The organism is Neobacillus sp. NPDC058068 (genome assembly GCF_042885335.1).
Taxonomy (GTDB): Bacteria; Bacillota; Bacilli; order Bacillales; family Cytobacillaceae; genus Neobacillus.
Window position 1 is genome coordinate 443,762 of record NZ_JBHVSI010000001.1, and the last position, 20,638, is coordinate 464,399.

Below are 20,638 nucleotides of genomic sequence, written 5' to 3' on the forward strand. Positions count from 1 at the left end.
AACAACGCCTCATGAACCGTCTAACGGCTTGCCAATCGGCGAGTTTTTTTATCATCCATTATTATATTGTACTTTTATTTTTAAAAATAGCCAGAACTTAAGCTTTCGTTGTTCATTTTACTGTTTTTTGATATTCAATTAGTGTTAATCGGTCATTTACTTTATATTCCCCCTGTTTTTGATAGCCCAGTTTTTCGTAAAAATAGCGATTTCGACGATTATCCTTTGGTGTGTCAAGGCTCCACGTTTTCACTTTAGGAAACTTTTTTTCGATGCTTGAAACAAGCTTACCGCCTAGCCCTCTATCTTGACAGCTGGGATGAAGGAATATCCGAAACAAACGGTAATGGGTATCTGACACTTTCACAACGCAGATGCCGCCTGCTATTTTCCCGTCAAAGAAAATCGTATAATGGAAGGAGTTATTGATTTTATACTTAAAAAAATCCAATGTTTCCGCAGCTGGACTCGAATCATAGTCCCGATACTTTTTCAAGTCGGCTTGGAACGCCTCTTTCTGAATCGATAACAGCGCTGCTGCCTCGGTCATTTTTGTCTTTTCAATTTTTAAAGCCATTTTCTCACCTCTAATTACATTTCAATTATTATATGAAATGATCACTGTTCATGAAATGAAATCACAGCAAAAAGGCCATTAGTAACCATGGCCTTATTATAAGTTTACATAATATTATTATTTTCCATTCAATTCAAGCACTCAATCATTACCACTGCTTTGGCCGGGAAATAAGATGAACAATGGTAATGGGTTGGTGCCTGACACCAGATATTTTGCAGAAACGCTTTTTGCTAATCTAACTCATAATAACCACAAACCACATATCCTACTGCTTTTGCTGCTACGAGAAGTGAATCTTCATCGATATCAAATTTAGGATTATGATTAAAATATGGTTTTTCCACGCCCTTAGGTGTACAACCGATATAGAAGAAGCATGAAGGGAATTTTTCAGCATAATAAGCAAAGTCTTCGGATGGCGGCATTGCTGGCCACTCTTCTACTTTTGTAATATCTTTATCATTTGCACTCTTTAAGAATTGAGCAACTTTCTCTGTTAATTCTGGGTTGTTATAAAGTGGTGGATAATCATTTTCGTAAGTTAGATCACATGTTACACCAAATTCTTCTTCCAGCCCTTTTACGATACGTTTCATTTCTTTTTCAATGGTTGCTTTTGTTTCAACCGTCATATAACGAATATCGCCTTCAAGCTCTACGCTGTCTTTAATGACATTAAATGTTCCTTTCCCATCAAAAGAACCAATCGTAATTACACCAATATCAAAAGGACTTAAGCGACGGCTAATAATCGTTTGAACGGCTGTAACAAAATGAGCACCAGCCACAATGGCATCATTCGCTAAATGTGGTGAAGAACCATGGCCACCTCTACCTTGAATTTTTAATTTCATATATGCCCTGCCGTTAAAGGAAAATCCAGCATGATAACCAACCACTCCAGCTTTGTCCATTGGCAGCAAATGGATACCAAATATATTGTCTAAGTCGTCAAGAATGCCAGATTCGACAATACTTTTTGCCCCGCCTGGCGGAACTTCTTCTGCATGTTGGTGAATAATTTTGATGGTGCCGGGAATTTCATCCTTTAATTGAATGAGGCAATCCGCTAAGATTAACAAATAGGCTGTATGTCCATCATGCCCACACCCATGAAAAACGCCTTCATTTTTTGATTTAAATGGTAAATCTGTTTCTTCGATGATTGGGAGTGCATCAAAATCAGCGCGCAAACCAATATTTTTCCCAGGCTTTCCGCCTTTAATGGTTACGATAACTCCGTGTCCATTACCAACATTCGTTTGAACTTCTACGTCCTTACCTTTATAAAAATCAATAATATATTGAGCTGTTTTTTCTTCTTTAAAAGAAAGCTCAGGATTTTCGTGTAGATGTCGGCGAATTTCAATCATTTCATCTTTACGTGCTTCTAACATTTCCATTAATTTACTCTTCACAATCTAACCACCTTTTTATTATTTACGAACACGCCACTAAAAGTGGCGCGTTAAACATTTCCAATTGCTAATTATTCTGTAATAGGACGTTGGCTGATAGCCTTTGTTTTTTTAGGTGCAGTTGAAGTTTTTCCAGCATCTCCTGGCACCAAAAAGATAACAGATAGTATTGCAATTATGCCAAATATAACATTTACGGCCATACCAATTGCACCGGCTGATTCAAGATTTCCACTTGCTGCGATTGCACCATAAGTAGCTGCGGAAATTGCAACGCCGAATGCACCACCAAGTGAGCTTGCCATTTTATAAACTCCAGCTGCTTGCCCTACTTTGCCAGCAGGAGCATTCGATACAGATGTATCCGTTGATGGAGTCGCATAGAATCCAAGTCCGAGACCAAATAGTGTAAATCCAATGAATTCAGAAATTATATAACCAACACCTGGTAAGAAAGTTAAGCCCATCAATGCACAACCAATTGTCGTAATGATGGAACCCCAAATCATTGGTGATTTTGCGCCTACTTTTTGTAATATTTTCTCTCCGACACGAATCATCACAAGCACAGCTACTAGATAACCTAGTGATAACAAACCTGCTTGGAATGAACTCATTCCACGACCTACTTGTACATACGTATTAGCTACAACTATCGCACCAGCAGTTGCATTTAACAAGAAATTGGAAATCGTCGCACCAGTATATGCCTTATTTTTAAATACATCAAAGTCAATCAGTGCAATCTTTTTACCACTTTCAACTTTAATGAAAACAATCAAACCTATGATTGTGATAATGATAAGAGCAATGGAAGTCAGGCTTGTCCATCCAAGAGTCGGTCCGAAATTAATAAATACATTCAGAGCACACATGGTGATGATAAAAATGACTAAACCAGTGTAATCGAATTTAAAACCACCTGAAGATTCTTGTTTACTTTCTGGTGTAGCTTTCAATAGAAGCATACCAAGAATGGCAACGATGATAGAAATGATGAAAATCCATCTCCATCCCAAAGATGAGGCAATGGCACCGCCTAAAAATGAGGCAATCCCTGTTCCTCCCCAAGAACCGATAGACCAGAAACTTAGAGCACGTTGGCGATCTGCTCCCTCAAAATAAGCTTTCATTAAGGCGATGGTTGATGGCATAATAGCTGCACCCGAAAATCCTGTTAAGATACGCCCAATAATAAGTAATACGGCTCCGTTAGCGAAAACTAGACAAAGTGAACCAATGATACTTAAAACAAAACCAATATTAGCCATTTTTTTACGACCAACTATATCTGCAAGTCCACCAAAAGCAACGATAAACAATCCTGAGAACAAGGATGTTAAACTAATGGCAATGTTCACTGTTCCAAGTGAAACGCCCAAATCTTTTTGAACAGAAGGAACCACATTTAGCAATGCTTGTGCAAATAGCCAGAATGTAAGAACACCAAACACAATTCCTGTGATCATTTTATTTGTACCTTTGTAACCTGTTTCCATGGTTGAACCCCCTATTTATCTTTTTGCTAACCGTTATCTATTTCGAAAAATTATCATTCCTACAGCATAGTATTTGATATAAAAATTACCTTGATTCACAAGGCATGATTTATCTTCTTGTAGTTCATAACGGTTAACTCATATCTTGTTTATGTCCCTATTATAGAAAAAACAGCCAATGAAACTGAGTCTTTTATTGTTTTGTTTTGTTGTATTCTTGGTCATTTTTTTAAACGCCCTTCCTTAACAGTGAAAAATAGCCGTCGATTTTTGACATTCGGTTTGATTTATTCAAAAAAAAGCCATTGATTCATATCAATGGCTAACCTGATTATTCAATTACTTTACGAATATCGAAAAAATGGATGGCGTTTGTGGTCATATAGGAATAAAACACCCATTCTTCATCAATTGACTCATCAAATATTTCTAATGATGGAAGACTGGAACGGGTAATATAATCAATAATCTCGGCATCCATTCCATGTTTACTACCCAATTTCCACCAATTCGTATATAACGCCCCATTGTCCTTGTCAAAAATGTACTTACGAACCTGATACTCGCCTTGCTGCATGCCGGAAATTTTCACACGAATATCTTTATTTAGTTTTTGAAGAAACGCTTCCTCAATTGAAAAATAGGGATTAACGTAATTGCAATTCATGAGGACTAGCTGGTAACCTCGGTCCGTTTGTGTCATGTAATAATCCGGTCCCTTTGCAACGACTTCTCCTTGAAGCTTGTTCGCAAATAACATCGAATAAAAGGCAGGTCGCTTTCCATTGAAATAATGAAATAATTCTAACCCTTCAAGACGAATTCGTAGGTTCATTTTATCCTCTTCATGTAATTCAGTATTAATCCAAAAGGCGAGTGAATCGATTTCATTGGCTAAATCTAAAGCATCTTTTAAAACTAAGGCACCCCGGAAAAACGTGCCGTTTGTGTACCGGGTATTTCCGGAAAGTGTATTCCACGATACAAGAAAAAACGGTTTATTGATCTGATGCTGCTTTAAAAATCCTTTTATCTTGTTTGTTTTTTCCATTATGTAATCCTTTGCTAATGAAAAGCGGTCATCGCCCATTTCGTTAAAATCAATCACTTCATTTTGGTTTGCATGATAGCCAAAAAAATCAATCCGGTCCCTTTCTTCTAACTGCCATTCATGCTCTTTCGGAATTTTTTCGTCATGAAAAGAAAATGGCAGAAATACACCGACCTGAATTCCCGGCACATGCTGTTTAAGGAGATGATATAGTTTTAGATAGACCCGATGTAAGTCCTTAGCCTTCACAGCTGTATAATAGGGCTCATTAAACATGAAATGCCATGTATTTAAGTAAATTTCTCCATAAACCTGCAAACAATGCTTTAAAAACTTCGTTAGTTTACTGAAGTACTGTTCTTCGTCAATGGAAATTTCTTTATAATCTACCCGTACAAACAAGGAGAGATCATTTTTTTTCATAAAATTTAACGCACCATCCGTGTTAAAGTAAGGTGAGGTCGTGGCAAACCGTTCATCAGTTTCTACAGTAGGAAGAATGGTCGCCCCGCTAACCAAATGGCGGATTCCAATAAAGCGTAATCCCAATTCTTCTTTCACCATCAACACTTGCGAGCGCACATCTTCTTTTAATAATTCCTTTAATTCCCCAATGATGAGGATGTTTTCAGGAAGGTTGACAACCACCCTTTTCTCATGCAAAAGTTCAATCGCCAATTCTTCATAACGTGTTTCTGTATTAACATACATTTTGTCACTAGCAGTTAAGATCATCCCTAATTTAGTCAAAACCTCTGGAGACTTCATCAGTGTTTCTGAATCGTGCAAATGATAGCTGTGAATGGAATCCACTTGTTGTTCGGGGGAATGAGTTTCTCGATATTCATGCGGCGTTACACTATATACTTCTTTAAACAGGTTTGTAAACGATTTTGTATTTGGAAATCCGTTTTTCATCGTAATTTGCGAAATCGAATCCGTTGTATAAAGCAAGTCCTTTACCCCATGTTTTAACCTAATATTCATTAAAAATCGGCTGAAACCCATTCCCATCTTTTGTTTAAAATAGCGCGATAAATAGCCTGTTGAAAGAAAGCTCTTTTGTGCCATTTCTTCCAGGGTAATTTGTTGTTCATAGTTTCTTTCCATATAGTCAATGATTTGCGTTAACCGCTGATCATCTGTATCGATTTTTTCGAAAGCGGTACCTTCCCCACTAAAATTACGAATTAGGATCAACAGTATTTGACAGATGGTTCCTTGAATTTCAAGCTTATAGCTTTCATCCCTTCTTAAATAGGTAATCATCATTTCCGCAAGCAATCGTCTGATTTTGTCAATCTTTAACTCACGGCCCATTTCGACTTCTCGTGAAAAGCATTGAAACCGACGCCTGTGATAGTCTGGATAATAGCGATCGATAAAGGGGTCCGTAATCGTCAACAGCAACACACAATTATCATTCGAGCCATGCAATTGATAAAGCTGATTTCGATTAAGAAGAAGTAAATCATTTTCAGCTAATGAATAAAAGCGGCTATTCGTTTCTACTGTTAGTACGCCATTAATAACAAATACAATTTGAACACCTCTATTTACCTTTGGCGCTGCATATTCAATCCTTTTAAGCTCAAGAAAAAAATCTAATCCTTGTTCCTCCAACCCATTCACCTCAGTCCTCAGTCCTCATTCCACATCCATAAGGTCATGGAAACAGTACTTATTTTACTATTAATTGAATTGTTTTTCCCCCAAAGCGTTTTGCAGGTCTGCGATTTCTTTTTGAATTTTTGAGAATCCCGTTATTTTTGGTATCCTCTTTCTCACTACAGATTGTTTATGTTCAACTGCGCTTGCCATTGATTCAAAAACGAATAATATTTGGGCAAGGCTTTCATCTGGAAGGATTGGCCGGTCCTTTATTTTTAAACAAGCATTGAGATGAAACCGCAGCTGTTCCATTGAAAAAATAGCGGGCCAAAGTTCCGCTAAAGCAGTTTTATTGTTTGGGATTTCCCCTAACGCTGTTGTATAGATAATTTTTAAATTATCAAAATTCGTGTGCATTTTGCTTTGTGCCTGGATTTTACCAAAAGAATAGCCTTTGCTTTGCGCTGAAAATAACACCTGGAAATACTGCATCTGGCTTCTAATTGTTTTAGCGATGGCATGTGGCAGCCTGCTTGAGGCTGATCTTCTTCCTGTCAAATAAGTACCGATCAACCCAATGAAGCACCCAATTAACACATCTGTGATTCTTGCAGTGGCAAAAATAGACAGCTTATGTAAATGTGTCGAGCTTTCGGCAATTAATAAGGCATTGGGAGTGATAAACATCGCAGCAAGTGCGTAATTCCTAACAATATAAAGCTCTGTCAAGGTTGTCAGTGAAAAAATAATTAAGATAATAAAAATTCCTTGGGGGTTTGCTGAAAGAACGATACTCGCCGCCAGTATTCCAATAATAGTACCTAAAGTTCTCTGAATAGCCCGATGAAAGGTAGATATTATGGTAGAACCAAGCATCACAGCCGCACAGGATAATGGAATCCAATAGGATCGGTAAAAATCAAAAGAATATGCAACAATCGCCGCAATCGTAAGGATTGCTCCATAGCGAACGGCAGAAAGAAACACAACCGAGTTCTTGTCAAAAGCCCCGCCGAATACTGTCGGTAATGAACGCTTAAAGATTTTTATGTCTTGATTGATTTTCGAAACAGGCTCATTCAAAATGGCATCGGCATCAAATATTTTGCGAAACAATCGGTCGATGCCTTCATCCATTTCATCAGGCTGGCGAAAAGTAAATCGCGTGTCCATTTTATGATCGATTGAATGGACAATCCCCCTGACAGCTGCTGCTAATTCATGCGGCAGTTTGCCGCTTTGTTCGGAAAAACGTTCCATGACATGGATAAATATTTCGTTTGCATGATTATTTAACAAAATTAACCGGTTGAATAAATCCGTACTTCGCCATGAAATGTAACCCGCCAACAGAATATCATCCGTAGCCCTCATCTGCATCACGGTTCTGTGCCTTGCCTGATTATAGTCTGCTGTACCGATTGAATCTAAAAAGCATGCCAGTTCGGAATATACTTTTTTTACCGCCCTCATTTCAGGAGCATGTGGTTGATAAAGCCAACCAGCCATTCCAATTACCCATGAAAGCAGCCCACCCAATAAAACAAGACTGGCTCTCAATGGAGCAAGGGCAGGATCAATCGGCATTCCAGACGTCATCGAAAAACATAAAACAAAAAACACCGCTGCTGGCCCTGGAATTTGCAAGGCACCAAAAATAAATGTCCCTACTGCACCAATAACTCCGACCATTAATGCGAATAACCATGGATACGGTGCAAGCATCGTTCCTAAACCAACTGATAGGCTGAGCCCAATCATCACCCAAAATAATTTTTTTGCCCTCTGTGCATAGGGTTCATTAAATACATAAAGAAAGGTAAAACCCCCAATCCCTGCCTGCATTCCATAGGCTAAATTTCCGCTGAGCAATCCAATGAGGGCCGGGATTGCCGCACAAAAACCAGCACAAATAGCTTTTTTCCATGGAAAAGGATTCTTTTTAATTTCAAATGCCTGTTTTGTTATCGTTCCGAATGTTGACCAATTTCTCATCTTTGCCACTACGCAACCCGCTTTCTTGGAAAACATTTGATTTATCAATAGTATTCTCCAATTGCTCTAATCCTTTGCGGCTTTTTTAAACACCAAAGAAAAGAGACCGGACATTAATGTGCGGTCTCTTTTCTAGATTATCGAGGATTACGATTGATTCTCACTCAATGCCCCCGTTTTTGATGGGATGAGGAAGCTCAAAACGACGGTAATTAAACTTAAGCAAAAGGCATAAAGAAATACGTTTTGCATTCCAACGATTATGTTTGCTGCATGGTTAATGAACAGCCCCATCACTGTAACGCCGATGGATGTCCCAATATTTCGCAAGAACATTTGCAGTGACGTCGACACTCCTTTGATTGAAGAATCGGCAAATTCTTGAGAAGCAATCGTTCCAATCGCAAACAATAAACCAAAGGAAAATCCCTGGATGGTCAGAATGATAAACAAATTCGTATAAGATAAATCTTTAATAAATAAAAATAGTGCCAATCCTGATAGGGCGGTAATAAAACTTCCAGTAATAAATAAAGGCTTATAGCCGAAGCGGATAATCCAATTTCCAGCAGGAGTACTGCCAAACATCCAGCCTACCGCAATACTTAACAGGATTAGACCGCTTTTATAAATACTCATATGCGCACCTTCCTGCAGAAACAATGGAATAAAGTTCGATGTCCCGAAGAAAGATAAGCAGTACACTAGCATGAACAGGTTTGTCGAAAATAACCCTTTGTTCTTAAATAAAGCAACAGGTAGAAAGGGATGTGCTTCTTTCCGTTCCACTATGACAAATATAATCAAACCAATAACTCCAATAATAGCGTACCAGAGCGGATTACTCATATTTGTCGCTAACAATAACAGCGTAATCGATGCTCCGAAAAGGAAGAATCCTTTAAAGTCGATATGGGTCTTCTTAAATTCAATTTGTTCCTTATAAGGAAGCAAGCATAGCACAGTGGCAATGCCGATTGGAATATTGATAAAGAATATCCATCTCCACGTCAGTGCTTCGACGAAAAACGAGCCTAAAACAGGACCAACAATCGAAGATAGCGCCCAAATGGTGCTGAAAACCGCTTGAATCCTGCCCCGCTTTTCAATCGTAAACAAGTCACCGACGATGATCATCGAAAGCGGAATCATACCGCCAGCCCCTAGACCTTGAACACCCCGATAAACCACGAGCATGACCATCGAATTCGCCATTCCGCAAAGAACCGAACCGATTGTAAAGATCCCCACGGCGATAATTAGTAATCTTTTTCTTCCGTACATATCCGATAATTTCCCGTAAAGCGGGACCGTAACCGTACTTGCTAACATATAAACAACAAATATCCAGGCAAACAGCTCCATGCCGCCAAGCTGCTTGACAATCGTCGGACTTGCCGTCTGCATAATATTAGCATCCAACGCCGAAATAAGGGTTGTTATTACTAAAGCCCAAAATACAAATCTATTTTTTCCCATAAATACCTCCCAAATGCCACAGAAAAACATTTCCTCTTTTTTACATTTTTTTAATTCACTTCTACTATTATAACAAAATGCAACTTATTAACCTAACTATTTTTTAGCAAAAGAATAGGCCCAACTATAAAGTCGGAGCCCTCGAACAGGTAAACATGGTTTTCTATAAAGAACCTTTTCTTATTTTATGAAATAACCACTAGCATGAAATAGATACCATTTTCCACTTATCCATTGCTTGTTTGTCACCATTGCGCCATTGGCGGTCAAAAAGTACCGTTTACCATTTACCGTAATCCAGCCAGTTGCCATCGCACCGGAAGAAGTTAGATAGTACCATACTTCTTTATCCTTCAACCAACCCGTTGCCATTGCACCGCTTGGCTCTAAATAATACCACTTGCCACTGACCTTTTGCCAGCCAGTAAGCATTTCACCATTTTTGTTTAAATAATACCATTTGTTGGCATCTTTCAGCCAACCAGTCGTCTTAACACCGCCTGATTTGAGGTAGAACCACTTTCCGTTCTCTTTTACCCAGCCGGTTTTTACTACAGTTACGGGACTTTCACTTTGAGAAGTTGGCGCAGTAGTTGGCTCACTTCCACTATGGGATGTAGCTTCATACATGTTGACAAGCGTAATCCCTGTAAAATAAAACTTCAAAATTTCTTCATACGACTTCCCTGCATCAGCCATGTATTTAGCACCCCATTGACTCATGCCGACACCATGACCATCACCAGAACCCCTAACAGTAACAACAGTTGCATTCGTATCTATTTTATTAATTAAATAGCTTAACATCACCCGGTTTCCAATCATTGCTCTTATGGTTGATGCATTCACATTTGAAAAAACAACACGCTGCAGTATCAATTTCCCGGCTTCGTCTACTTTATCTTTAGCTAAATAGTCTATCGTAATGCTTCCTTTACTGACCCGACCGCCAGAACCTGGACTATGAAGTGAAAAATCAGAAATGGAAACAATTTTAATGTCTTTGCTTGTATAACCATTGTTGCTTAACCACAATTTAATATTAGTGGAAATCGTCACATCGGCTTCATTGGTTGTGGACCACCATGCGGCCGAATTTGATAAATCCTTTGAGGTAAGGTCAATTTGGGTTTTACGGAAGGAAAAGTCCCAAACTGTCTTTGAATCATAGCTATCTTTTTTTACCGATAAATAAGGAACGGCTTGAGATCCCCAAGCATTGGTATTACTTTCGGTCATCCCGCCATTGCTGGCCGAATAAACAGCATCAATGAGGCGCCCATTAAATTGGGCAGCCTGACCTTTCGTTTCATCAACCGCTTTTGTCGTATTTGTTGTCCAATTATAGCCGCCGTATACCTGATAAGAAATCGTATCCTCAATTACATCGCGATTTAGATAACTCAACGCGTATGTCCTTGCAGCCACGGCTTGAGTTTTTAAGGCTTCAATATTCCAGGAAGGATACATTTCAATCGGAACAACACCTTTTAAATAATCTTCCATTAAAACAGAATTGACCGGTCGGACAAATTGCTTGTTTTCGATGAAAAAATCAAAGCTGCCAAGGTACAAACGATTATTAATTGATAGTTGGGAATTAGGCTTTTGAGGCTGGACAGAAAAGGTTTCAAATGAATTTAGAAAGCTTCCATCCTTATATAGTGATAGTTTTCCATTTACTTGTCTTAATAGATAGGTGCTCCCTGATTGTAAGTTAACATTCGGGTCATTTGTAAGATAATCACCATTTGGTTCTAAGCTGATTTCCGTTTTGTTTCCCAAAAAATTGATCAACTTCACTTTTACGAGCGGTTCTGGCTGCAGTGCAAAACCACGTCCAGCAGGAAGAAAAGAAATAAGTAAGGCAAAAGCTACGACTGTAAGCAGGATTTTTCTCAATCTAAGTTTCCCCTCCAAAACTATTAATCGTATCCGTTGTTCAGGATAATCATATAGTAATAGTTTAGAAACGGACAATGGATTATTTTTTCCAATTAAAAAACTTGAGGAAAATGCCCTCAAGCCTTATTTCGCCAGCCTTTATATTAACGACTGAGGCTATAATTTTTATCGACTAAGTTTAATGCTGATAACTCATTTCCTGTCTCAATAACTGCTGTTTAATCGTCGGTAAGATGATTTCTACGGTGGTTCCCACTTTTTCCTTACTTTGAATGGTAAGCTTACCGTGATGACTTTCGATAATTTTAAAGCAGGTCATCAGGCCAAGACCGGTTCCCTTTTCCTTAGTGGTATAAAAAGGCTCTCCAAGTGTTGGAATCCGTTCCTCCGGTATCCCAACACCTTGATCGACAATCTGAATAGCAACATGACCATCGCCTTTTGCCATTACTTTAACCTCAATATTTCCACCGGCCGGCATGGCTTCCACAGCATTCTTAAGCAGATTGAGAAAAACCTGCTTTAACTGATTTTCCTCGCAGCTGATCATTGGCAAATCACTTTCATATTCGACAAAAATCTGGACGTTTTTCAAAATGGATTGACTATTAAATAAGGTTACTACATCTTTTATTAATACCTTTACATCTTTTTCGACTAATACAGCTGCCGACGGTTTGGCGAGAACCAGGAATTCACCGACAATTTCGTTGATTCGATCAAGTTCAGCTAACACAATATCATAGTATTCATCTTGAAGATGGTCGAACTTGAACAACTGAATAAATCCTTTTATCGAAGTAAGGGGATTCCTTATTTCATGGGCAATGCCGGCTGCCATTTGACCGAGCAAGGCCAGCTTTTCAGACTTTTGCAACAGTTGGCTCGTTTGTTCTTTTCTTTCAGTAACATCTTTTCCAATTGATAGTATCGCCGCTTTTCCGCCAAAAACAATGGACAACGAAGAAACTTCGAAGAAAAACACCGTTCCATCCAAACGCTTCGCTTTGTATTCAATGGTGTTTACTGGCTGTTTCGCTTTCTTAATCTGCTTAAATCGTTCCATTAAACGGTTCTCATACTCAGGTACAATGAAATCAGTAATAAATTTACCGATTACCTCCTCTTTATTTGTCGCACCAATCATGGATACTGCCGCATGATTAGCAAAAAGCAGCCGATGCTCGCATGTTACATAAACGGGTTCAGGCAATGAATCGATCAATTGCTTATAGCTGTCCTCACTTGCACGTGCATTTTTTTCATAGAATCGTGCCTTATCATATTGCCAGCCAACAAACCAAGCAATTACGGTAAAAATAACAAAGTCTAAAGTAAAAAATGGCTCATTATGGATGAAGTGCTGATAGCTGGTAAATAAGATGGAAATTAACACGAGAAAAGCTTGTCCGAATTTATTCATTTCTTTGTCCTCGTAATAGACATATTTACTTATATTAATTCGACAAAATCCTACTTCATTCCTTCACTAATTTATTTTAAAATGAAATTTTATGAAAAATAGAACAGAGGTAATGGAGATGTTTGATTGGGGATTTGTCTATACACTCCTGCATATAGACACATAGACTATCTTGTATGAAAAATGGATGAGGAGAGATCAATAATGGAAAAAAAGCACTATGTAAGTCCTAATACTATGCCAAATAAGCCAATGGTAAGTTCCAATATCATGGCAAACCAACCAATTGCAAATAACATGCCCAACTTGCCGTTTGTGAGTCCAAATATTATGCCAAACCAACCTGTTTCCCCAGCTAATGTCCCAAATATCCCTTATATCGCACCACAAGTTTATCAGCAGCCAAGTTATTATCCGGTTCAAGAACCTTGTTGTTATCCAATGTATGATCCGTGCTGTCTGCCGCCGATGAATCCATGTTGTCCGCCGCCTATACATCCGTGTTGTCTACCGCCAATGAATCCGTGTTGTCCACCGCCGATGTACAATCCATGCTGCCCGCCCGCTTTCAACCCATGCTGTTTTCCAATGTATCACCCTTGCTGCTAATTAGCGGATGGACGTCAAAATTTCTGAAATAATCCACCTCATGGGTGGATTATCTTTTTGTTCAGAGATTATTAGGAATCGATTGTTTTTAAAAAGCTGCCTATCACCTGCAGAAACGCTTCCGGTTCCTCGATATACGGTAAATGGGCGCTATTTTCAAACACGTGGAATTTCGAATCAGGTGTTAAACTGCTGTAATACTGGGTAGTTTCAGGTGTTGCCTCATCAAAACGCCCGCATGTGAATAGCGCTGGGCAGTTGATTTCCTTTAACCGTGAAGTACAATCGAATTCTTTCAGATTGCCAAGCACAGTGAATTCAGACGGTCCCCACATAATGTTATAAATTTCAGGGTTACGATAGTGTGACCCTTGTGATAAATGTTCCGGTCTTGGGATTCTGCAAACGAAATGATTGTTAAAAACCTCGATTGCCGCTTTAAATTCCTCAGAATCGGTTGTACCATTTTCTTCACATTGTTTGATTGTTTCTTGAATTTCGATTGGCAGCTTCTTTAGATTGCGTTTTTGGTCTTGTTCCCATAATGGGGCGCTTAGGCATGGACTAGAAAAAATAACACTTTTCACGCCGCTTGGTTTCGTTAAACAGTACGCAGCTGCAAGCGTTGTCCCCCACGAATGCCCTAAAATATGTACTTCATCAAGATTCAATGCATTTCTAACCTGTGCTAATTCCTCCACAAATCGATCAAGCCGCCACAGCGACGTGTCAGTCGGCCTGTCCGATTTTCCGCATCCCAATTGATCATAGAAAATAACCGGACGATCTTCCGCTAGCGCTTTTAACCCTTGCAGCGAATAGCAAGACGAACCAGGTCCCCCGTGTAAAATAATCACAGGTGTTCCAGCTGCTTGTCGATTAAACAGTTGATAAGCGACCTTGCCTCCGGTTACTTCAATAAAGCCCTCTTGCAGCACAATTGTTTCCCCCTTTTAAATCCATAATATCCAATTTTACCATAATGTGCAGCAACACGGATAGAATCTTTTCAGTCCATTTAAAAAGGAACTGAGATGACAATCAGTTCCTTTAGTCACAATATGCCTATTGATTCTTTTTACTTTCTCTGGCAGCTCTTTTTCTCGCTTTTTTGCTTAATCCTAACTCTGCGCCAAATTCGGTATCGCTTGCCTTTCCTTGACTACCCCCGGTATGCGGCTGATTTCGATTGTTATTACGATTTGTCATTTCTCTTCCTCCTTCTTATGTATTTAACCAATTGAAAAATTTGGCCTTAACAGCCATAAAAAAAAAGCGACTGTTGTTCAACTTCTCTTCTGAGATGTGGGTATTGCTTATTACATACTATCTAATTTGAGAGCCAACATAACAGCAGCTCACCCCTTATACTGCTAAATCCCCTAGATAATATTCCTATTTTTATATTTTTTTGACCTATCAATTGATAAAATTAAAAGGAAAGAACGATTTGTCCTTCCCCTTTAAAAAGATTTTACATAGTCGGTTCATTTCCTGAATGATTCTTAAATAAATGAACGACGAATGTACCCAAGAATACCGCGATTAAAATACTAAAGAAAACGACTTCATTCATATAGAATCCAAATGCTGCAATGATCATTTTTACTCCTATTATCGCAATTAGAATAAACGCGGTTGTTTCAAATTCAGGAACTCTTTCAATTAATACCAGGAATAACTGAGCTACCCCGCGCATCATTAAGATACCCAGAACTCCTCCCAAAAACAATACCCAAACCTGATTTGAAACCCCAAAAGCCGCAATTACACTGTCAAAACTAAAAGCAATGTCCATCAGCTCCACGGTTAAAACGGTTCTCCAGAATCCCATCTTTTTATTTTGAACTCCATCTTCCTCTTCCTTTTTTTGAAAAAAGTTTTGAAAGACAATCCATAAAAGATAGTGCCCGCAAACAATTTTAATCCAAGGAATGTTGATTAAGGATACCCCTAACCCTATAGCGACAACCCGGAAGAAATAGGCGCCAAAAATGCCATAGAATAGGGCTTTCTTACGTTGTTCCGTCGGAAGATGCTTCACCATCACCGCCAAGACGAGGGCGTTATCAGCAGATAATAATCCTTCCAGAATAATAAGGGTACCAATTATTCCCCAGCTGGCGGGATCCGACACAACCTTCTCAAAGGTCTCCATTGAAAAAAATGTACTATAACTATTTAATATCTCATGTAGGAGTTCCACCGGCCTGTTTCCCCTTTCCGTTTATAGACTTCCCTTTTAAACCAAGGAAACGAGATTAAAAAGGAAATGAACAGCTATTTATTTTCCAATGTGAACTTACAGCTTGTACAGATATTTCACAGAGAGGGCCCATTGATTGGACACTCTACTTAATATGTATGTAAGACGCTTAAATATATGAACCAAAAACCAATTTTGGACTTGATTATCGCTTAATAAGGACCATAATATGGAAATGAAAAACACACGATTTTCGAATGAAATAGCGTGTGTTTCAAAAGTTGACCGGTTTAATTTTCAAGTAAAGTATTCCAGTTTTGCATGCGGGAAAAACTTTTCCATATAGGAATAAAGCTTACTTTTTATCTCCTCTTCTTCCTCTTTTTGATAAATATATTTGCCGATACCATATTTCCCCCATTTATATCTTCTAGCAGACTCATCCAATTCTAATTTCGTCATCGGGTAATTTTTTTCAATCACTCTCTTTGCAGGTTTGGTAAACCTGTGTTGAATAAACTCAAATGTGATATCCTTCCTTGCTTCCAGCGGCAACTCGGCATCGAGACGATCAAACATATGATAGTAGCCATCCTCCCATCCTTCATGCAAGTATATGGGTGCCACGATAAACCCTAATGGATAGCCGGCTCTGGCTACTTTACCAGCTGCTTCAATTCGCTTCACTAAAGGCGATGTGCCTGGCTCAAAATTTTTAATCACATAATCGGCATTGACACTAAAGCGAAATCTTGTTTTTCCATTATGTTTCGCATCCAGTAAATGATCAACATAATGAAATTTTGTCACAAAACGCAGCCTGCCAAGATCCGTTTTCCCAAAGTGTTCGATCGCCCGCTTTAACGTATGCGTCAGATGATCGAGGCCAACAATGTCGGAAGTACATGATGCTTCAAACCGTGTAATTTCAGGGGCACGTTCCTCCATATACTGATCAGCCGCTTCCAAAATCTCCTCCACATTGACGTAGGTACGTATATAAGGCTTCGATCCCATCGTTGTCTGCAAATAACAATAATGACAATGCCCCATACAGCCGGTCGCAAAAGGGATCGCATATTCCGCAGAAGGTTTCGATGTATCGAACTTAAGTGTTTTTCTGATGCCAACTACGAGTGTTGACTTTGCGATCCTGTACCGTTGAAAATCAGTATCACCAGGAAGATTTCTGACTTGATTATGTGAGGTGGTATAGTGAATTTCCACATCCATTTTCTCGAATTTTTCTTTTAGCTCCTGACCGAGCGGATAGTCCAAAGCCTTTGGTTCAAAGAAAACAAGCTGCGGCGTAAATGGTTTATTCATGTAGTTATCCCCATTCTATTCATACCCGAAATACTGTTCAAAGGCGTTTAAGGCATCGGCTTCGCTAGTGTAAACAGCCATTTCGTTTGTTAAGGGATAATAAGTTTCATACAGAAAAATAGCCAATTCATTGGGATTCTCCGGATTTTTCACAACGGCGGCTTCCTGTATATTTGCAACATTTTGTATATGAGGATTTCGGTAAAAGACGTATACAACGTCTCCTGGATTATAGGAGGTATACTCTTGATTTATTTCCATACCTTCACCTTCCTATCACGGTTTGTACTTTGCTGATTTGACAATATTAGCACCTCCTTTGTTCATTAGGATTTGTTACATCCCATAAGTTATTCGAAGCCTTAAAAAAAGAGAAAATAACATTTTCCAATTCCAAATTGGAGATAAGTATTTTTTTTAATATCTAGTAAAGAATAGTAACAGATATTTTGAATACAGGAGTGAATTGAATATGATTACGTTGCAAACGGAAATTGAGGGGAAAAGGGCTTATTTTGGGGCAGTTCGGGATATCTTTTATTCAATGGGATGTAGTTTTTGTAGTAATTTTGATTATGACCAAGGGAAATTTGATGCATTGTTATATCGTGATGGCGGAGAGTCTATTTATCTAAGAGTTCCTATATATGTTTTAGATGGTGCTTTAGATCATACGAATGCGTTGATTGAGTTTGGAACACCTTTTGTCATCAAGCATGTCGTTAATATTGGATTAGATCATGATGAAAACTCCTTCGTAACTGCTACCTCAGGGCTTGAGCAATTTCAAACACCATTGGATACAGACGGCTATATTTATGATAAAAGCAGATGGGAGAAAGCCGGTAATGAGGCAATTCAACAAGTATTTAGTTCGATCAATGGATTATTAGTTTCATAATGACAATTATTGAAAAGGCTGTGTTAAAAGTGAATGTTGATTTCCGTTCCAGGCGCTTCGCTTTCCGCGGGGCGGGCGGTGAGCCTCCTCGGCGCTAAAGCGCCTGCGGGGTCTCACCTGTCCCGCTGCTCCCGCAGGAGTCTCGCGCCTTCCACTCCAATCAACATTGTGCTCAAAATTAACATTGTACTTTAACACAGCTATTGAAAAAATCACGGCAAAGCACTTTAGAATTTTATTCAAGGAAAAAATATCGATGGCTCTTCATTTCCTCTTAAGTGAAACGAAGAGCCATCAATTATTTCCACGTCATCCCACGTTTTTATCTCTTCCATTAACTGAAATAATGCTTCATCTTTTCTTTTTTTCTAAATCATACAAGGTGGTGATGATAATCGAGAACAAACGAGGGTGAAGCGTTTTTTAATTCCATGCTCATGGCTACATATCCTAAACGAACAATAGTCATTGTTTCAGCTCATTCCCCTAGCTTTTTGTTCACCATTCCACCTCACCGCCAGATAGACGTTTGACTCCCCGAATCGATGCGATTTCTTCGATAAGTTGCAACATCGCAAGGTTCTTCTTTTTCGCTTCAATCATAATGTCAAAGTCTCGATTAAGTACCTTTGCCATTTTCAAAAAAGGAAGGATGAAGTCCAAAGAGACAAAATCTGCATGTGAACGATAGGCTTGATCTGATTTGGGCGAGGAAATATGAACCTTTGGAATCGTATTCCATGTGTTAAAGATCCGTGGTAAAAAAAGCGAAAGGTCAACTCCCCCCTTATTCGCCATAAAGTGGTGATAATCAAGAATCATCGGTATCTTTTCTTTTTCACAAGTAACCAAAGTTTCTTCAACATTATAGGTCTTGTCATCATTTTCCAGCGTCATTTGCTTTTTTATTTCGTTTGGTAATTTTTTTATATTTTGATGAAAACGTTCTAATGATGTATCTTTATCACCGTAAGCGCCGCCAATATGAATATTGATAATCCCTCTCTTCAATGCCTTCATTGCCTCGAGCATCTTATAATGGAAGTCCATATCCTTCACAGCATTCATGGTCACTTCTGTGCGCGGACTCGTGAAAAGGGTAAATTGATTAGGATGAAAACTCGGACGAAGCTGAAATTGTTGGATCAATTGTCCAAGCTCTTCCCAATCCGATTTGAAAGGAGTAATGAAATCCCACATCACTTCAGGATGGGTTGCTAAGGGGACTAATGAGCTTGAAAAACGGTATAATGTGATTTCGTGCGCGATATTATAATGCAAAATTCTTTTTGTATGTTGTAAATTTTGTGCCGTTACCAATTTGAGTTTTTCCATACGTTCATTTTTAGGAAGAGCTGCATACCGAGTAAAAGTTAAAGTTTTTGAAGGGCTTGCATCCCATAAACCTAATGCAGTCGCGACGTATCCAAAACGAATCTTCATCATTGTTCCCCTTATATATTTTTCAAGTTTGTAAGAGTAAATAGGAGAAAGGTAAAAACATTTATTACAGACGAATTGGATGAAAATTAAACTCTGTCAAATGCTTTTGGCGGTGATTCCATCCACCCTTTTTCAATCAAGATATTCGCTCCGTCATCGACAAATAAGCCAATGTTTATCAGAGTTTTTACATATAACATGCCTAAATCTCTTCTTCCGTTTACAGCAAGGGAGTTCCCAAATGACCTAATCTTCATGGAGAACATGTCCACTTTATGAAATAACATAATTTTATCCGAAAATGGAGGATTTGCAGATGTTGTGACTAAATGGTCTATAAACGATGGTGTTTGCAGGTGTTCAATTTGAAGTTTTTCCATGTATTGCTTCACTGATTTATCAGTCATATTTAAACCTCGTTTAAACAAAGCCTTTATCTTTTCATCTTTAACAGTCTGGTAAAATCCCAGTAATAATGCCTTACTTGTGGCGTTATTCTCAATGTTATCATAAAGATGGGTAATTTCTAATGCATGTAATGGTCTAACATCGCCAACAAAACCATTTAAGTAACTTTGATTTTTAATAAAATCAACTCCATCAGGTGTTGGAATAATAGGAGGTTTTGCAATTAATTTTTTTTCAACTAGAACATTGTTTATCTGCCCCAAAAGGATGCTAGTGCATTGATTGCAATAAACAAAAAACTCCCTTATTTCCTCCCTCATTGCTAATGGAACCGCTATTGCGTAAATGCTTAGACCTGCCTTAGCAGCATATTTTAAATAATGCACGTAAAATGCATCTTCATATAAACGCGGGGCACCAAGATTTATATCATCTTCACCAAATCCTGCAGGAATAGGAAAATTACCTTTCTTATAAAAACCTTCGATCCTCTGCATAAAGTCCTTAGATGCAGCTAAACCATTTTCCAATAGTGTCCGAATAGATTCATCCTCGCAATGTTGAAGAAAATAACTGATAATTTGTCCAGACATACTGTTTCCAACATAAGTAACCCAAAGTTTCCCCATTTCAACAGTTGTTAAAGGTTGATTTTCATCTAATTCCTTCGTACTTATATTGATTGGTTTTAATATATCCATTGGATTAATAATATCCATCAGTATTCCCCTTATCCTCGCATTTTCACTTATCACAATTGTAGTTTTACCAACACAACCGTTAA

General features: G+C 38.6%; 17 protein-coding genes. 1 reads left to right on the plus strand and 16 read right to left on the minus strand.

Annotation, left to right across the window (positions count from 1 at the left end):
- Window positions 1-112 precede the first annotated feature (112 nt).
- The 14 genes from ACFVSW_RS02100 to ACFVSW_RS02165 all read right to left on the minus strand — a co-directional run bounded on the left by ACFVSW_RS02100 (window position 113) and on the right by ACFVSW_RS02165 (window position 17,363).
- Window positions 113-577: a GNAT family N-acetyltransferase gene (locus ACFVSW_RS02100; RefSeq protein ID WP_387311601.1), complete on the minus strand. Its 465-nt coding sequence runs from the start codon at window positions 575-577 to the stop codon at window positions 113-115.
- Between the two features lie 233 nt (window positions 578-810).
- Window positions 811-1,998 (minus strand): amidohydrolase, encoded by a 1,188-nt coding sequence (locus ACFVSW_RS02105; protein WP_387311603.1) that lies wholly within the window; start codon window positions 1,996-1,998, stop codon window positions 811-813.
- A gap of 71 nt (window positions 1,999-2,069) precedes the next feature.
- The gene (locus ACFVSW_RS02110; RefSeq protein WP_387311605.1) at window positions 2,070-3,497 is read right to left on the minus strand and encodes an MFS transporter; all 1,428 of its coding nucleotides are present in this window, start codon (window positions 3,495-3,497) and stop codon (window positions 2,070-2,072) included.
- Between the two features lie 331 nt (window positions 3,498-3,828).
- The gene (locus ACFVSW_RS02115; RefSeq protein WP_387311607.1) at window positions 3,829-6,180 is read right to left on the minus strand and encodes a helix-turn-helix domain-containing protein; all 2,352 of its coding nucleotides are present in this window, start codon (window positions 6,178-6,180) and stop codon (window positions 3,829-3,831) included.
- Window positions 6,181-6,240: 60 nt separating this feature from the next.
- Window positions 6,241-8,154 (minus strand): FUSC family protein, encoded by a 1,914-nt coding sequence (locus ACFVSW_RS02120; protein WP_387311670.1) that lies wholly within the window; start codon window positions 8,152-8,154, stop codon window positions 6,241-6,243.
- Between the two features lie 147 nt (window positions 8,155-8,301).
- A complete protein-coding gene (locus tag ACFVSW_RS02125) occupies window positions 8,302-9,633 on the minus strand; it encodes an MDR family MFS transporter (protein WP_387311609.1) in 1,332 nt (443 codons plus the stop codon).
- A gap of 180 nt (window positions 9,634-9,813) precedes the next feature.
- The gene (locus ACFVSW_RS02130; protein WP_387311611.1) at window positions 9,814-11,535 is read right to left on the minus strand and encodes a SpoIID/LytB domain-containing protein; all 1,722 of its coding nucleotides are present in this window, start codon (window positions 11,533-11,535) and stop codon (window positions 9,814-9,816) included.
- A gap of 181 nt (window positions 11,536-11,716) precedes the next feature.
- Window positions 11,717-12,961 carry an ATP-binding protein gene (locus tag ACFVSW_RS02135; RefSeq protein WP_387311613.1) on the minus strand — a complete coding sequence of 415 codons (1,245 nt, stop codon included), beginning with the start codon at window positions 12,959-12,961 and terminating at the stop codon, window positions 11,717-11,719.
- A 355-nt stretch (window positions 12,962-13,316) separates the two neighbouring features.
- Window positions 13,317-13,439: a hypothetical protein gene (locus ACFVSW_RS02140; protein WP_387311615.1), complete on the minus strand. Its 123-nt coding sequence runs from the start codon at window positions 13,437-13,439 to the stop codon at window positions 13,317-13,319.
- Window positions 13,440-13,641: 202 nt separating this feature from the next.
- The gene (locus ACFVSW_RS02145) at window positions 13,642-14,511 is read right to left on the minus strand and encodes a proline iminopeptidase-family hydrolase (protein WP_387311672.1); all 870 of its coding nucleotides are present in this window, start codon (window positions 14,509-14,511) and stop codon (window positions 13,642-13,644) included.
- A 124-nt stretch (window positions 14,512-14,635) separates the two neighbouring features.
- Entirely contained in the window at window positions 14,636-14,779 is a 144-nt protein-coding gene (locus ACFVSW_RS02150; protein WP_387311617.1) for a hypothetical protein, read from the minus strand.
- Between the two features lie 265 nt (window positions 14,780-15,044).
- A complete protein-coding gene (locus ACFVSW_RS02155; RefSeq protein ID WP_387311674.1) occupies window positions 15,045-15,728 on the minus strand; it encodes a TerC family protein in 684 nt (227 codons plus the stop codon).
- A 345-nt stretch (window positions 15,729-16,073) separates the two neighbouring features.
- The gene (splB, locus tag ACFVSW_RS02160; RefSeq protein WP_387311619.1) at window positions 16,074-17,102 is read right to left on the minus strand and encodes a spore photoproduct lyase; all 1,029 of its coding nucleotides are present in this window, start codon (window positions 17,100-17,102) and stop codon (window positions 16,074-16,076) included.
- A 15-nt stretch (window positions 17,103-17,117) separates the two neighbouring features.
- Window positions 17,118-17,363: a transcriptional regulator SplA domain-containing protein gene (locus ACFVSW_RS02165; RefSeq protein ID WP_387311621.1), complete on the minus strand. Its 246-nt coding sequence runs from the start codon at window positions 17,361-17,363 to the stop codon at window positions 17,118-17,120.
- A gap of 211 nt (window positions 17,364-17,574) precedes the next feature.
- On the opposite strand from ACFVSW_RS02165, the gene ACFVSW_RS02170 reads away from it, so the two are divergent.
- Window positions 17,575-18,003: a YugN family protein gene (locus ACFVSW_RS02170; protein ID WP_387311623.1), complete on the plus strand. Its 429-nt coding sequence runs from the start codon at window positions 17,575-17,577 to the stop codon at window positions 18,001-18,003.
- 498 nt (window positions 18,004-18,501) lie between these two features.
- On the opposite strand, the gene uvsE is transcribed toward ACFVSW_RS02170, so the two are convergent.
- Together uvsE and ACFVSW_RS02180 are read right to left on the minus strand one after the other, a co-directional pair.
- A complete protein-coding gene (uvsE, locus tag ACFVSW_RS02175; protein ID WP_387311625.1) occupies window positions 18,502-19,446 on the minus strand; it encodes a UV DNA damage repair endonuclease UvsE in 945 nt (314 codons plus the stop codon).
- Window positions 19,447-19,532: 86 nt separating this feature from the next.
- Complete coding sequence (locus ACFVSW_RS02180; protein WP_387311627.1) at window positions 19,533-20,573, minus strand: DUF3231 family protein; 1,041 nt, start codon at window positions 20,571-20,573, stop codon at window positions 19,533-19,535.
- Window positions 20,574-20,638: the final 65 nt, after the last annotated feature.